This window comes from Pseudomonas fitomaticsae (genome assembly GCF_021018765.1).
GTDB classification, from domain to species: Bacteria; Pseudomonadota; Gammaproteobacteria; order Pseudomonadales; family Pseudomonadaceae; genus Aquipseudomonas; species Aquipseudomonas fitomaticsae.
Window position 1 is genome coordinate 1,418,172 of record NZ_CP075567.1, and the last position, 14,063, is coordinate 1,432,234.

Consider the following 14,063-nt stretch of genomic DNA (forward strand, 5'->3'; position numbering starts at 1 on the left):
TCCACAGCAAACCCGCACTCGGCGGGAGCTGACCGGCCGTTTTGAACGACGGCCCCATATGCAAATCTGCACGGCATGCCACAGGCGCCGGAAAAAGTCATTTGCAAAAGTCCGGATATTCCTTAGAATATGCGGCCTTTCGGGCACCCATGCCCGCTGTGCATTTAGATTTGCAGCACCGACTACAGGAACGATGTTCACATGCTAACAATCCGTCTTGCCCTTGGCGGCTCCAAAAAGCGCCCGTTTTACCACCTGACCGTAACCGACTCCCGCAACCCGCGTGACGGTTCCCACAAAGAACAGGTTGGTTTCTTCAACCCTGTTGCCCGTGGTCAGGAAGTCCGTCTGTCCGTGAACCAAGAGCGCGTAGCCTACTGGCTGAGCGTTGGTGCACAGCCTTCTGAGCGTGTTGCTCAGTTGCTGAAGGAATCGGCTAAGGCTGCGGCCTGAGCAATATGAACGCGACGCCTGCTGTTGCCGATGATTTGATCGTTATTGGCAAAATTTATTCTGTTCACGGCGTTCGCGGCGAAGTGAAGGTTTATTCCTTTACTGATCCGACTGAAAACCTGTTGCAGTACAAAACCTGGACGCTCAAGCGCGAAGGCAATGTCAAACAGGTCGAGCTGGTCAGTGGACGCGGGAGCGACAAGTTCCTGGTCGCAAAGCTCAAGGGTCTTGATGATCGTGAAGAAGCTCGTCTTCTGGCTGGTTACGAGATCTGCGTGCCGCGCAATCTGTTCGCTGAATTGACCGAAGGCGAGTACTACTGGTACCAGCTGGAAGGTCTGAAGGTCATCGACACACTTGGGCAATTGCTCGGGAAAATCGATCATCTTCTGGAAACCGGCGCCAATGATGTGATGGTAGTCAAGCCTTGCGCTGGCAGCCTGGATGATCGCGAACGCCTGTTGCCCTATACGGAGCAATGCGTGTTGGCAGTTGACCTTGCAGCGGGCGAAATGAAGGTGGATTGGGACGCGGACTTCTAAGCGTGGCTAACTTGCGCGTAGAAGTGATCAGTTTGTTTCCCGAGATGTTTTCCGCCATCGGCGACTACGGCATCACCAGTCGTGCGGTCAAACAGGGGCTCTTGCAGCTGTCCTGTTGGAATCCGCGGGATTACACGACGGATCGGCATCACACTGTGGACGATCGCCCGTTTGGCGGTGGTCCGGGCATGGTGATGAAGATCAAGCCCCTGGAAGATGCTCTGGTTCAGGCCAAGGCAGCAGCCGGGGAGGCGGCGAAGGTGATTTACCTGTCCCCCCAAGGCCGTCAACTGACTCAGTCGGCGGTACGCGAACTGGCGAAATCGGATGCATTGATCCTGATTGCCGGTCGTTATGAAGGCATTGACGAGCGTTTTATTGATGCTCATGTCGATGAAGAGTGGTCGATTGGGGACTATGTCCTGTCTGGCGGCGAGCTGCCGGCGATGGTCCTGATAGATGCGGTTACACGACTGCTGCCCGGAGCTTTAGGGCATGCGGACTCCGCGGAGGAGGATTCCTTCACGGATGGTTTGCTGGATTGCCCGCACTACACCCGACCGGAGGTGTATGCGGATCAGCGTGTTCCCGACGTGTTGCTAAGTGGCAATCACGCACACATCCGGCGTTGGCGTTTACAGCAGTCCCTTGGTCGGACCTATGAACGACGCGCCGATCTTCTGGAAAGCCGCTCGCTTTCTGGAGAAGAGAAGAAGCTGCTCGAGGAATACATCCGCGAGCGGGACGATAGTTAACAACGTATCGATGGTAGATCAGACGATTTACCTTAGGAGCACAGCATGACCAACAAAATCATCCTTGCACTCGAAGCAGAGCAGATGACCAAAGAAATCCCTACCTTTGCCCCGGGCGACACCATCGTCGTTCAGGTGAAAGTGAAGGAAGGCGATCGTTCCCGTCTGCAAGCGTTCGAAGGCGTTGTAATCGCCAAGCGTAACCGCGGCGTGAACAGTGCGTTCACCGTTCGTAAAATCTCCAACGGTGTTGGCGTAGAACGTACTTTCCAGACCTACTCCCCGCAGATCGACAGCATGGCTGTCAAACGTCGCGGTGACGTACGTAAAGCCAAGCTGTACTACCTGCGCGACCTGTCGGGTAAAGCAGCTCGCATCAAGGAAAAACTGGCTTAAGTCCAGCTTCCGATGCAGAAAAAAGCAGCCTACGGGCTGCTTTTTTGTTGCCCGCAATTTATCCACAGCATTCCGTTTCAGGCCTGACCCATGACCCCTCGCGAGCAAGAAATCGAACGCCGCACCGAACTCTCGGTGACCCGCGTGACCAAGGCGGTTTTCCCGCCGACCACCAACCACCACAACACCCTGTTCGGCGGCACTGCGCTGGCCTGGATGGACGAAGTGTCGTTCATCACCGCCACACGGTTTTGCCGTCTGCCGCTGGTGACCGTGTCGACCGATCGTATCGACTTCAATCACGCGATCCCGGCGGGTTCCATCGTCGAGCTGGTCGGGCGGGTGATCAAGGTCGGCAACACCAGTCTCAAGGTCGAGGTGGAAGTGTTCGTGGAAAGCATGAGCTGCGACGGCCGTGAGAAAGCCATTCACGGGCAGTTCAGCTTTGTTGCGATTGATGATGACAAGCGTCCGGTGCCTGTGCTGCCAGGATTTGCGGCCTGATCCAGCACCGAGCCGCGATTCGATCTGTCAGGCGCTGACACTCTCCGGCTGAATCAGCGCCAGCAACGTCCACCCCGGCCCCGGCTTCAGCACGGTTTCCGGCGACACCACATGCACCCAGCCGCTGTCATCGCGCATGAACAGCAGCGTCGCGCGATTGCCATGCAACGCCTGGTAATCATCCCAGCCAAACCCGTCCGTCAGCGTCGTGCTGTACAGGTCGGCGCCCTGACCCAATTGGCTGGCCAGTCTGGCGTACGTCAGCGCCTCGCTTCCCAGTTGATTACCACGATGTTCGAGGCTGGCGCGGTGCTTGTCGCTGCGCCGGCTCTCCTGCCCGCTGGCCAGTCCGAACAGACGTTGATGACCAAAATCATGGCGAAAGCGCATGGCTGCCAACGTATTGAGTTCGCCCGACGGAGACAACGCCAGCAAATGCCCCAGTCCGACCAGGTCCAGATGCGCATCGGCGTGCTGCGAGGCCGGATTGCCGAAGTAGGTCGGCAAGCCATCCATGCGCGCCGCGCGGATGTTTTCCCAGCTTGAATCTGTCAGCAGCACCCGGCTGCCCAGCTGTTGCAGCGACTTGCCGAGCAGCCGTGCAGGTCCGTTCGCCCCGACGATCAGGAAGCCGCTCGGCGCCGGTTCCGCAACTTTCAACAGGCGCGCCAGTGGCCGGGCAGTCGCGCTTTGCAGTACGACGGTGCCGATGATCACGGCGAAGGTCAGCGGCACCAGCAACAGCGCGCCTTCATGACCCGCTTCATCCAGGCGAATCGCAAAGATCGCCGAGACCGCCGCCGCGACGATGCCGCGAGGGGCAATCCAGCACAACAGTGCACGCTCACGCCAACTCAGACTCGAACCGGCAGTACTCAGCACTACGTTCAACGGTCGGGCGATCAACTGGATCACCAGCAACAGAATCAACACCAGCGGCCCGAGACCGATCAGCGCGTTCAGGTCCAGGCGTGCCGCCAGCAGAATGAACAGCCCGGAAATCAGCAGCACGCTGAGATTTTCCTTGAAGTGCAGGATGTGCCGCACGTCCACGCCCTTCATGTTCGCCAGCCACATGCCCATCAATGTCACCGCCAACAGCCCGGATTCGTGCATGACTTGGTTGGCGGCAATGAATATCCCCAGCACCGCGGCGAGCGATGCCAGGTTGTGCAAATACTCCGGCAACCACTGGCGCCGAATGATCGTACCGAGCAACCAGCCACCGGCAATACCGAACGCGCTGCCGCAGACGATCACCCCGCCAAACGTCAGCAGACTCTGTTCCAGTCCATGGCCTTCGGCCCGGGCGATGATGAAGCTGTAGACCACCACCGCGAGCAGCGCGCCGATCGGGTCGATCACAATGCCTTCCCAACGCAGGATGTTGGCAATCGAAGCCTTCGGCCGCACCACCCGCAGCATCGGCACGATCACGGTCGGCCCGGTGACCAGGGTCAGGCTGCCGAACAGGATGGCGAGCAGCCAGTCGAAGCCCAGCAGCCAGTGGGTCGCGACCGCAATCACTACCCAGGTCGAAAGCGCTCCGATTGTGACCAGCCGATGCACGACGCTGCCGATCTCGCGCCACTCCGACAGGTGCAGGGTCAGGCTGCCTTCAAACAGAATCAGCGCCACCGCCAGCGACACCAGCGGCATCAGCAACGGGCCGAACATTTCCTGTGGGTCGAGCCAGCCCAGCACGGGGCCTGCCAGAATGCCGGTCAGCAGCAGAAACAGAATCGCCGGCAGCTTCAGGCGCCAGGCGAGCCATTGGCAGCCCAGCGCAGCAGCGCCGATACCGCCGAAAGCCAATAGAATTTGCTGCTCGTTCATTGAAGCTCCCTGTTCCTTGAAATAGCGGGCTATGAAAGACTAGCGGCCATTTCAACCGTTCACTCTTTATTTGCGCGCAGTGCCAAGCCTGCGTGTCTTGAGCGCCCATGCCTGCCATCGACCACCCACTGATCGACCAGTTTCTCGACGCCCTCTGGCTGGAAAAAGGTCTCTCCGACAACACTCGCGACGCCTACCGCAGCGATCTCGCGCTGTTCAACGGCTGGTTGCAGGAGAAAAATCTCGAACTGATCAATGCCGGTCGCGAGCTGATCCTCGATCACCTAGCCTGGCGTCTGGAACAGAACTACAAACCTCGCTCCACAGCGCGATTTCTCTCCGGTGTACGTGGCTTTTATCGCTACCTGTTGCGGGAAAAACTGATTTCGGTCGATCCGACCTTGCGCGTGGATATGCCGCAACTCGGTCGGCCATTGCCCAAATCCCTGTCGGAAGCCGACGTCGAAGCCCTGCTGAAGGCACCAGACCTCAGTGAAGCCATCGGCCAGCGCGACCGCGCCATGCTCGAAGTGCTTTACGCCTGCGGGCTACGGGTGACCGAACTGATCAGCCTGACTCTGGAGCAGGTCAACCTGCGTCAGGGTGTGTTGCGAGTCATGGGCAAGGGCAGCAAGGAGCGGCTGGTGCCGATGGGCGAGGAAGCGATTGTCTGGGTCGAGCGCTACCTGCGCGACGGTCGAGCTGAGCTGCTGGGCGGGCGCCCCAGCGATGTATTGTTCCCCAGCCAGCGCGGCGAGCAGATGACTCGGCAGACCTTCTGGCACCGTATCAAGCATCAGGCCAAGGTCGCCGGGATCGGCAAGTCGCTGTCGCCGCACACCTTGCGTCACGCGTTTGCCACCCACCTGCTCAACCATGGCGCCGACCTGCGGGTGGTGCAGATGCTGTTGGGCCACAGCGACCTGTCGACCACGCAGATCTACACTCACGTCGCCCGGGCACGTTTGCAGGATCTGCATGCCAAACATCACCCGCGCGGCTGAGCGCCATTTGTCTTGCGACAGGCGCATTCGGCCACGGGAGCCTTATGTGGTAGGCTTTGCCGGTTTGCACGATGGGCGGTTATGACCCGGTGTTCCGGCACGGGCGTTCTGATCGTTCCATTTGTCCGCCTTCAGGAGTTCTCATGCGTCTGACCCAGATTTTCGCCGCCGCAGCCATTGCGTTGGTCAGCACCTTTGCCGTCGCCGATGACGCGGCCGACAAAGCGATTCGCCAAAGCCTGGAAAACCTCCAGCTCGATGTGCCGGTGGACACCATCACCGCCAGCCCGCTGCCGGGCCTGTATGAAGTCAAGCTCAAGGGCAGCCGCGTGCTCTACGCCAGCGCCGACGGCCAGTACATCGTTCAGGGCTACATGTTCCAGCTCAAGGACGGCAAACCGGTCAACCTGACCGAGAAGACCGAGCGCCTGGGCATTTCCAAACTGATCAATGCGATCCCGGTGGCCGAGACCGTGGTTTACCCGGCCGTGGGCGAGACCAAGTCGCACATCACCGTGTTCACCGACACCACCTGCCCGTACTGCCACAAGCTGCACGCCGAAGTGCCCGAGCTGAACAAGCGCGGCATCGAAGTGCGTTACGTGGCGTTCCCGCGTCAGGGCCTCGGTTCGCCGGGTGACGAGCAACTGCAAGCCGTGTGGTGCTCGAAAGACAAGAAAGCCGCCATGGACAAAATGGTCGATGGCAAGGAAATCAAGGCCGCCAAGTGCGAGAACCCGGTTTCCAAACAGTTCGCCCTCGGTCAGTCGATCGGCGTGAACGGCACACCGGCCATCGTTTTGGCCGACGGACAAGTCATTCCGGGCTACCAGCCTGCGCCACAAGTCGCCAAACTGGCGCTGGGCGCGAAGTAATTCGCATCGTTACGCTCTGGCGTTGACGAGCGTGGTCCGGCGGCAGGATTGCCGGGCCATCAACAGAGAGCCGCGAACCTGCGGTTGTTTTCACGGCCGGCCTCGTGTCGGCCGTTTTATGGGGAGTTCACAGTGAAACCGGTCAAAGTAGGCATCTGTGGGTTAGGGACCGTCGGTGGCGGAACCTTCAACGTACTTCAGCGCAACGCCGAGGAAATTGCTCGTCGTGCCGGGCGTGGAATCGAAGTGGCACAAATTGCCATGCGCACGCCAAAGCCTCAGTTCCAGACGACCGGTATTGCGATTACCAACGATGTCTTCGAAGTGGCCACGAACCCTGAGATCGACATCGTCATAGAGCTGATGGGCGGCTACACCGTTGCCCGCGAGCTGGTACTCAAGGCCATCGAGAATGGCAAGCATGTGGTCACCGCGAACAAGGCTCTGATTGCCGTTCACGGTAATGAAATTTTCGCCAAGGCACGCGAGAAAGGCGTGATCGTGGCATTCGAAGCGGCGGTAGCCGGCGGCATTCCGGTGATCAAGGCGATCCGTGAAGGCCTGTCCGCCAACCGTATCAACTGGGTCGCCGGGATCATCAACGGCACCGGCAACTTCATCCTCACCGAAATGCGCGAGAAGGGTCGCACCTTCGAAGACGTGCTGGCCGAGGCGCAAGCGCTGGGCTACGCCGAAGCCGATCCGACGTTCGACGTCGAGGGCATCGACGCCGCGCACAAGCTGACGATCCTGGCTTCGATCGCGTTCGGTATTCCGCTGCAGTTCGACAAGGCTTACACCGAAGGCATCACCAAGCTGACCACCGCCGACGTGAACTACGCCGAAGCGCTGGGCTACCGCATCAAGCACCTGGGCGTGGCACGCAGCACCGCCGCCGGTATCGAGCTGCGCGTACACCCGACGCTGATCCCGGCCGATCGTCTGATCGCCAACGTCAACGGCGTGATGAACGCGGTGATGGTCAACGGTGACGCTGCCGGTTCGACCCTGTTCTACGGCGCCGGCGCCGGCATGGAGCCGACCGCTTCGTCGGTGATCGCGGATCTGGTGGACGTGGTTCGCGCCATGACCTCCGACCCGGAAAACCGCGTGCCACACCTGGCCTTCCAGCCGGACTCGCTGTCGGCCCACCCGATCCTGCCGATCGAAGCCTGCGAAAGCGCCTACTACCTGCGCATCCAGGCCAAGGACCATCCGGGCGTGCTGGCTCAGGTGGCGAGCATCCTCTCGGAGCGCGGCATCAACATCGAGTCGATCATGCAGAAGGAAGTCGAGGAACACGACGGCCTGGTGCCGATGATTCTGCTGACCCACCGCGTGCTGGAACAGCACATCAATGATGCGATCGCCGCCCTCGAAGCGCTGGCGGGCGTGGTCGGTCCGGTTGTGCGGATCCGCGTCGAGCACTTGAACTAAGCCGATCTCCTTCACCGGTCCCGCCTGCGGGGCCGGTGTCGTGAACACTGTCCATTGGAGTCAGTCATGCGTTACATCAGTACCCGCGGCCAGGCACCGGCCCTGAATTTCGAAGACGTCCTGCTGGCCGGTCTTGCAACCGACGGCGGTCTGTACGTCCCGGAAAACCTGCCACGTTTCACCCAGGAAGAAATCGCTTCCTGGGCCGGCCTGCCGTACCACGAGCTGGCTTTCCGCGTCATGCGCCCGTTCGTCACCGGCAGCATTCCGGACGCCGATTTCAAAAAGATTCTTGAAGAAACCTACGGTGTGTTCGCCCACAACGCCGTTGCGCCGCTGCGTCAGCTGAACGGCAACGAATGGGTGCTGGAGCTGTTCCACGGCCCGACCCTGGCGTTCAAGGACTTCGCCCTGCAACTGCTCGGTCGCTTGCTCGACTACGTGCTGGAAAAGCGCGGCGAGCGCGTGGTCATCGTCGGCGCCACCTCCGGTGACACCGGTTCGGCCGCCATCGAAGGCTGCAAGCACTGCGAAAACGTCGACATCTTCATCCTGCACCCGCACAACCGTGTGTCGGAAGTGCAGCGTCGGCAGATGACCACCATTCTCGGTGAGAACATCCACAACATCGCCATCGAAGGCAACTTCGATGACTGCCAGGAAATGGTCAAGGCCAGCTTCGCCGACCAGAGCTTCCTCAAGGGCACCCGTCTGGTGGCAGTGAACTCGATCAACTGGGCGCGGATCATGGCCCAGATCGTTTACTACTTCCACGCAGCCCTGCAACTGGGCGGCCCGGCGCGTTCGGTGTCGTTCTCGGTGCCGACCGGCAACTTCGGCGACATCTTCGCCGGTTACCTGGCGCGCAACATGGGCCTGCCGATCAACCAGTTGATCGTCGCCACCAACCGCAACGACATCCTGCACCGCTTCATGAGCGGCAACCAGTACGTCAAGGAAACCCTGCACGCCACGCTGTCGCCGTCGATGGACATCATGGTCTCGTCGAACTTCGAACGTCTGCTGTTCGATCTGCACGGTCGCAATGGCGCGGCGATTGCCGGGCTGATGGATTCGTTCAAGCAGGGCGGCGGTTTCAGCGTCGAACAGGAACGCTGGACCGAAGCACGCAAACTGTTCGACTCGCTGGCCGTGGACGATGCGCAAACCTGCGAAACCATCGCCGAAGTCTACGAGCAGACCGGTGAGGTGCTGGATCCGCACACCGCCATCGGCGTGAAAGCCGCTCGCGAATGCCGCCGCAGCCTGGACATCCCGATGGTGATTCTGGGCACGGCGCATCCGGTCAAGTTCCCGGACGCGGTGGAGAAAGCCGGTGTAGGAAAAGCTCTCGAACTACCTGCACATCTTTCTGATTTGTTTGAGAGAGAAGAGCGCTGCACTGTGCTGGCGAACGAGCTCAAAGCCGTGCAGGCCTTTGTCAGCCAGCATGGCAACCGCGGCAAGCCTCTTTAAGCCCGCAAAGCTGTCACATTTTGAAGCCCGTCTCCTGACGGGCTTTCTTGTTTTTGCATGCCACACTGCGCGCGTTTCGCCCACGAAGGACGGGCGAGTCGATGACGAAGGATGTGGCAATGCGGTTTTTTTCTGGATTGAAGCCAGCCCTGTGCTGGTTGTTTTTATTGGGTTGGTTCGGGTTTTCGCAGTGGACCGAAGCGGCCCATCTGGCCAAACATTCCGATGCGGTGGAGGCTGTTCAGCCCATCGAGCTGGATGAGCATGAGCGTCAGTGGATTCGGGATAACCCCCGGGTGACCGTCGCCTCTGTGCAATACCCGTTGTATCTGTTTCAGGACGAACATGGTCAGTGGAGCGGCCTGAACAACGATGTGCTCAAACACATCAGCGCCATGACCGGATTGCAGTTCGTCCATCAGGAATCGTTTTCCACCGACCACATGCTGGAGCGGCTGCAGAGTGGTGTGGCCGATATCAGCACGACATTGGCAATGAATGACGAGCGCAAGGCATTTCTGGATTTCAGCCACGCGTTCGGCGGTGCCGGGTGGGTGTTCGTCGGTCATTCAGGCGAGCCGGCGATACAGTCGCTCGAGATGCTGGTCAAGCGAGTACTGGTGCTACCGGCCCGGCATGCGCTGGAGGACAGCATTCGACGCGACTACCCGTCGATCCAGATCCGTTCGGTCAAGACGTATGCCGAGGCACGGGCACTGGTCGAGAGTGGCGAGGCCTACGCCACCATCGAAAACGAGATCGGCGCTCAGCTGTTTCCCTCCGGCCTGCTCAAGGTCGGTAGTCTGGTGGAGGGCAAGTGGGAGGCGGACCATCTGGCAGTACGCAAAGGGTTGCCCGAGCTTGTGAGCATCCTCAACAAGGCCTTGGGCGCATTCTCGGCGGCTGAGCTGCGTGCCATGCGCCTGAAATGGCTGGATGGCATTTCTCCCGCGCCGACACCCTCGATCATGTCGCAGCTGATCAAGGGAGGATGCTGGGCAATGGGCGGACTTGGGGTGTTCGGACTTTTGTCGTTACTGTGGAACCGTCGACTGGCGGCCGAAATAAAACAGAGGCGTACAGCCGAAAAGGACCTGGGCGATCAATTGGCTTTTCAACATGCACTGATCGATGCAATGCCGGACCCCGTGTTCGTGCGCGATCTGCAGGGGCGGTTGATCATGTGCAACCGCAGTTATGAAGATGCGCTCTCGGTCCGACAGGAGCTGGTACAGGGTCGGATGCTGTTCGAGATCGACGCACTTCCACAGGCCACGGCATTGATGCTGCATGACGAATTCATGGCGCAGATGGGCACGCGTAAAACGCGCTTCAGCAAGCGGCAGCTGTTGTTCAAGGGCGGTCCCCGTCAGATCTATCAGTGGACCGTGCCGTTTTACAGTGCCGATGGAAAACTGCGCGGCCTGCTTGGCGGCTGGACGGACATCACCGAGCGACGGAAGGAGAGCGGGTGCCAATGTCCGCATTAAAGACGGGAAAAGTCCTATAAAGCGCGGCTACTTTTCTGATGGGAGGCTTAGGACGAACGCCCTAAAGTGACAAGCCACTGCGGCGTGAATCCGCGATTGTCGTTCCAGAGGTCGTCCCATGCGCTCGCTCAAGATCCTGATTCTCGAACCCAACCCGTTCCAGCTGATGGCGTTACACCAGATGCTCAACGCCATTGGCATCTACGATGTGCTGACCGCGCCGTCGCTGGGTTCGGCAAAGCGCTCACTGGAGCGCCGCGGAACCGTCGACATCGCCGTCTGCAATCCACAGTTGCAGAGCGGCGACGGGTTGGCGCTGATCCGGCATCTGGCCGACCGGCAAGAAGCGCGGGCACTGATCATGGTGGGGGCTGTAGCGCCCGCCCTGCTGGACGATCTGGAAACCTTGCTGGGCGAGCACCGGATCACCTTGCTCGGTCGCCTGCACACCCCGGTATCGGCGGTATTGATGAGGGCGTTGCTGGATACCTACATGACCATCCCCCGACATTCCGTCGATGCTTGAGTCCCATGGTTATTTTTCTGTCATCTTCACCCTGCATGCTCCGATAGGCCGGTGACGCTCCGGGAGAGGCCGGCGGCAGGCAGAACTTTCCTCTCGGGCCGGTGGTCATTTACTGTGAACACGCCCCAGACACTGTGTTTTCGGACTATTGAGTGGAGATCGAGATGGAAAGTATCAGTCTATTGCTCGGTGAGGCTCTGAGCCCGTATCAGGTAACGTTGACCCCTCGCGGTCGCCACGGCGAATGCCTGGTGACCTTGAAGAACGGCAGCGGCGCGATCGTGGTGGAGCGCGAATTCAATCAGGCGCAATTGAGCGACAAGCGCCAACTGACGGATGTGGTCGACGGCCTGCACCGTGACATCCTGATTGCCGAAGGCCGGCTGGAACCCTGTGTGATCGCGGCGTTGCGAAATGCAGCCCTCGACAAGCACCCGACCCTCTGAAACTGATTTTTCATTTGTGGGAACCTTCCTGCACCCAGGTCAGTCAGACCCCGTAACAGCAGGATCAAGCATTGTGCTCCGGTGCTTGTCGCTTGCTGCTACGGGTCTTTGATACAGACCCCGTTTAACCCCGAGTCGTCTCCCCACTTCTCGGGGTTTCTTTTTGCCCGGATTTCACTGCGCGGCTTGCTGCTGGAAGAAAATCCGCGCCTGTTCCAGATAATCCTGGCGCCGCTCGGGGTCGAGCCAGTCGGCGTAGAGTTGGTTGAGGTGTTCGTGGGGCAGGGTGCGCAACAGCTGATTGATCTCCGTGATCGCCTGTCGACCTGACGTGGTGTCGGTGCAGCCGACATGGCCCGACAGGTACTTGCCGGTGCCGCGAATCGGGAAGAACAGCAATTCGTCCTCGGCGATCTCGGCCTGCCGTGCCTGATAGCGGATTTCCGGCCAGTAACCCAGCACCACCTGCAAACGCCCCAGACGCTGCATCGACAGCAGGCTGCTGAGCGCATCGTTGCCGTAATGGGGCGTCAGCGCGCCGCTCGGTGCCTGATGCAGCAATGTATCGATGTACTCGCCATAACTGCGTTCCGCGACCACTCCGACTTTTCGCTCGCCGTTGGCCAGAAACGCCGACAGGTCGACTTCACCCTCGACCAGAAACGACTCCAGCACGTCGCGATCTCTCTGACGCACCACCAGACCGTTGCTGACCGCGCGAAACGCGGGGATGGAGAAGGCAATCCATTGCGCCCGTTCCTTGTTCCAGATCAGCGACGGATCGCAGGCGAAGGGATGCTCATGAAGCATTTGAATGCCACGGGCGCGATTGACCCGCATCAAGGTGTGTTCGTATTGCGGCATGCCGGCAATCAGCATCGGCATCAATTGATCGATAACGCCCTGGCCCTTTTTCGGGCCTTCGAAGATCGTCAGCGGCGGCAGATCGCGCAGCAGCCAGATCAACGTCGGTTTGGCCTGCGCCCACGCCGGCAGTACCAGCAGAAATAGCAGGCCGAACAACCGCCACGTCCACCAATGATGGGCGCGGTTCGAGGCCGAGGGCATCAGGCGCTTCAGCTCAGATGGCTCCGTCTTCGCGCAGCCGGGCGATCTGCTTCTCGTCATAGCCAAGATCGTGGAGTACCTGCGCATTGTGTTCACCGAGCTGCGGTCCGACCCATTCGGACGTGCCGGGTGTTTCAGAGAGTTTCGGCACGATGCCTGGCATCTTGAAGGGTTTACCGTCCGGCAGTTTGGCGTGCAGGAACATTTCCCGGGCCAGGTACTGCGGATCGTTGAACATGTCTTCGGCACTGAAGATCCGGCTGGCCGGGACTTCGGCCTGGTTCAGCAGGTCCAGCACGGTTTGCAGCGGCAGCGAATTGACCCATCGGTCGATCACGCCGTACAACTCATCGCGGCGGGTATCGCGACCGTCATTGCTGGCCAGCGCCGGGTCATTGGCCAGATCTTCACGGCCGATGATCAGCATGAAGCGCTTGAAGATTGCATCGCCGTTGGCGCCGATCTGCACGTGCTTGCCGTCGGCGCTGGTGTGGATCGACGAGGGCGTGATGCCTGGCATGATGTTGCCGGTGCGCTCGCGAATGAATCCGAACACATCGAACTCCGGCACCATGCTTTCCATCATGGCGAAGATTGCTTCGTACAGCGCCACATCGACCACCTGGCCGAGACCGCCGTTGACCTCGCGATGACGTAAAGCCATCAACGCGCCGATCACGCCCCAAAGGGCAGCAATCGAATCACCGATGGAAATCCCGGTGCGCACTGGCGGGCGGTCTTCGAAACCGGTGATGTAGCGAAGGCCGCCCATGGACTCGCCGACTGCGCCGAACCCAGGCTGATCCTTCATCGGACCGGTCTGGCCGAACCCGGACAGACGTACCATCACCAGTTTCGGATTCAGTGCGTGCAGGGTTTCCCAGCTCAGTCCGAGTTTTTCCAGCACGCCTGGGCGGAAGTTTTCGATCAGAATGTCGGCTTCACCCAGCAGTTTTTTCAGGATCGCCAGGCCGTCGGGGTGTTTCAGATTCAGCGTCAGGGACTTTTTGTTGCGTGCCTGGACGAACCACCACAGCGAGGTGCCTTCGTACAACTTGCGCCATTTGCGCAGCGGATCCCCGCCGTCCGGCGACTCGATCTTGATCACTTCGGCGCCGAACTCGCCGCAGATGCGCGAGGCAAACGGCCCGGCAATCAAAGTACCCAATTCAATGACTTTCAGACCGCTCAGCGGTTTGTTGGCGAACGGCATGCGAGATCCTGTAGGACAAGGCTGAGCAGATACAGCGTTTTA

General features: G+C 59.9%; 15 protein-coding genes. 12 read left to right on the plus strand and 3 right to left on the minus strand.

Annotated elements, in window-relative coordinates:
* Positions 1–201 precede the first annotated feature (201 nt).
* From rpsP to KJY40_RS06265, 5 genes are all read left to right on the plus strand, one after another.
* Positions 202–453 (plus strand): 30S ribosomal protein S16, encoded by a 252-nt coding sequence (rpsP, locus tag KJY40_RS06245; RefSeq protein WP_003198088.1) that lies wholly within the window; start codon positions 202–204, stop codon positions 451–453.
* Between the two features lie 5 nt (positions 454–458).
* Positions 459–995 carry a ribosome maturation factor RimM gene (gene rimM / locus KJY40_RS06250; RefSeq protein WP_085688896.1) on the plus strand — a complete coding sequence of 179 codons (537 nt, stop codon included), beginning with the start codon at positions 459–461 and terminating at the stop codon, positions 993–995.
* Positions 996–997: 2 nt separating this feature from the next.
* Positions 998–1,750 carry a tRNA (guanosine(37)-N1)-methyltransferase TrmD gene (gene trmD, locus KJY40_RS06255; RefSeq protein ID WP_264302536.1) on the plus strand — a complete coding sequence of 251 codons (753 nt, stop codon included), beginning with the start codon at positions 998–1,000 and terminating at the stop codon, positions 1,748–1,750.
* 45 nt (positions 1,751–1,795) lie between these two features.
* A complete protein-coding gene (rplS, locus tag KJY40_RS06260; protein ID WP_003175895.1) occupies positions 1,796–2,146 on the plus strand; it encodes a 50S ribosomal protein L19 in 351 nt (116 codons plus the stop codon).
* A gap of 90 nt (positions 2,147–2,236) precedes the next feature.
* Positions 2,237–2,650, plus strand: a complete 414-nt coding sequence (locus tag KJY40_RS06265; protein ID WP_011332614.1) for an acyl-CoA thioesterase — start codon at positions 2,237–2,239, stop codon at positions 2,648–2,650.
* Positions 2,651–2,677: 27 nt separating this feature from the next.
* On the opposite strand, the gene KJY40_RS06270 is transcribed toward KJY40_RS06265, so the two are convergent.
* The gene (locus tag KJY40_RS06270; protein WP_230735639.1) at positions 2,678–4,486 is read right to left on the minus strand and encodes a cation:proton antiporter; all 1,809 of its coding nucleotides are present in this window, start codon (positions 4,484–4,486) and stop codon (positions 2,678–2,680) included.
* 107 nt (positions 4,487–4,593) lie between these two features.
* On the opposite strand from KJY40_RS06270, the gene xerD reads away from it, so the two are divergent.
* The 7 genes from xerD to KJY40_RS06305 all read left to right on the plus strand — a co-directional run bounded on the left by xerD (position 4,594) and on the right by KJY40_RS06305 (position 11,740).
* A complete protein-coding gene (gene xerD / locus KJY40_RS06275; RefSeq protein ID WP_230735641.1) occupies positions 4,594–5,490 on the plus strand; it encodes a site-specific tyrosine recombinase XerD in 897 nt (298 codons plus the stop codon).
* A gap of 143 nt (positions 5,491–5,633) precedes the next feature.
* Complete coding sequence (gene dsbC, locus KJY40_RS06280) at positions 5,634–6,365, plus strand: bifunctional protein-disulfide isomerase/oxidoreductase DsbC (RefSeq protein ID WP_007954633.1); 732 nt, start codon at positions 5,634–5,636, stop codon at positions 6,363–6,365.
* A gap of 132 nt (positions 6,366–6,497) precedes the next feature.
* A complete protein-coding gene (locus KJY40_RS06285) occupies positions 6,498–7,802 on the plus strand; it encodes a homoserine dehydrogenase (protein ID WP_018926703.1) in 1,305 nt (434 codons plus the stop codon).
* Positions 7,803–7,868: 66 nt separating this feature from the next.
* Positions 7,869–9,278 carry a threonine synthase gene (gene thrC, locus KJY40_RS06290; RefSeq protein WP_007954636.1) on the plus strand — a complete coding sequence of 470 codons (1,410 nt, stop codon included), beginning with the start codon at positions 7,869–7,871 and terminating at the stop codon, positions 9,276–9,278.
* A 119-nt stretch (positions 9,279–9,397) separates the two neighbouring features.
* Positions 9,398–10,768: a transporter substrate-binding domain-containing protein gene (locus KJY40_RS06295; RefSeq protein WP_230737657.1), complete on the plus strand. Its 1,371-nt coding sequence runs from the start codon at positions 9,398–9,400 to the stop codon at positions 10,766–10,768.
* Between the two features lie 118 nt (positions 10,769–10,886).
* Positions 10,887–11,294 (plus strand): response regulator, encoded by a 408-nt coding sequence (locus KJY40_RS06300; RefSeq protein WP_230735643.1) that lies wholly within the window; start codon positions 10,887–10,889, stop codon positions 11,292–11,294.
* A 164-nt stretch (positions 11,295–11,458) separates the two neighbouring features.
* The gene (locus KJY40_RS06305; protein WP_085747026.1) at positions 11,459–11,740 is read left to right on the plus strand and encodes a DUF3509 domain-containing protein; all 282 of its coding nucleotides are present in this window, start codon (positions 11,459–11,461) and stop codon (positions 11,738–11,740) included.
* Positions 11,741–11,914: 174 nt separating this feature from the next.
* On the opposite strand, the gene KJY40_RS06310 is transcribed toward KJY40_RS06305, so the two are convergent.
* Positions 11,915–12,868 carry a TIGR02285 family protein gene (locus tag KJY40_RS06310; RefSeq protein WP_230735645.1) on the minus strand — a complete coding sequence of 318 codons (954 nt, stop codon included), beginning with the start codon at positions 12,866–12,868 and terminating at the stop codon, positions 11,915–11,917.
* The gene (locus tag KJY40_RS06315; RefSeq protein WP_085688875.1) at positions 12,822–14,021 is read right to left on the minus strand and encodes a CaiB/BaiF CoA transferase family protein; all 1,200 of its coding nucleotides are present in this window, start codon (positions 14,019–14,021) and stop codon (positions 12,822–12,824) included. The genes KJY40_RS06310 and KJY40_RS06315 overlap by 47 nt, the downstream gene beginning before the upstream one ends.
* Positions 14,022–14,063 lie beyond the last annotated feature (42 nt).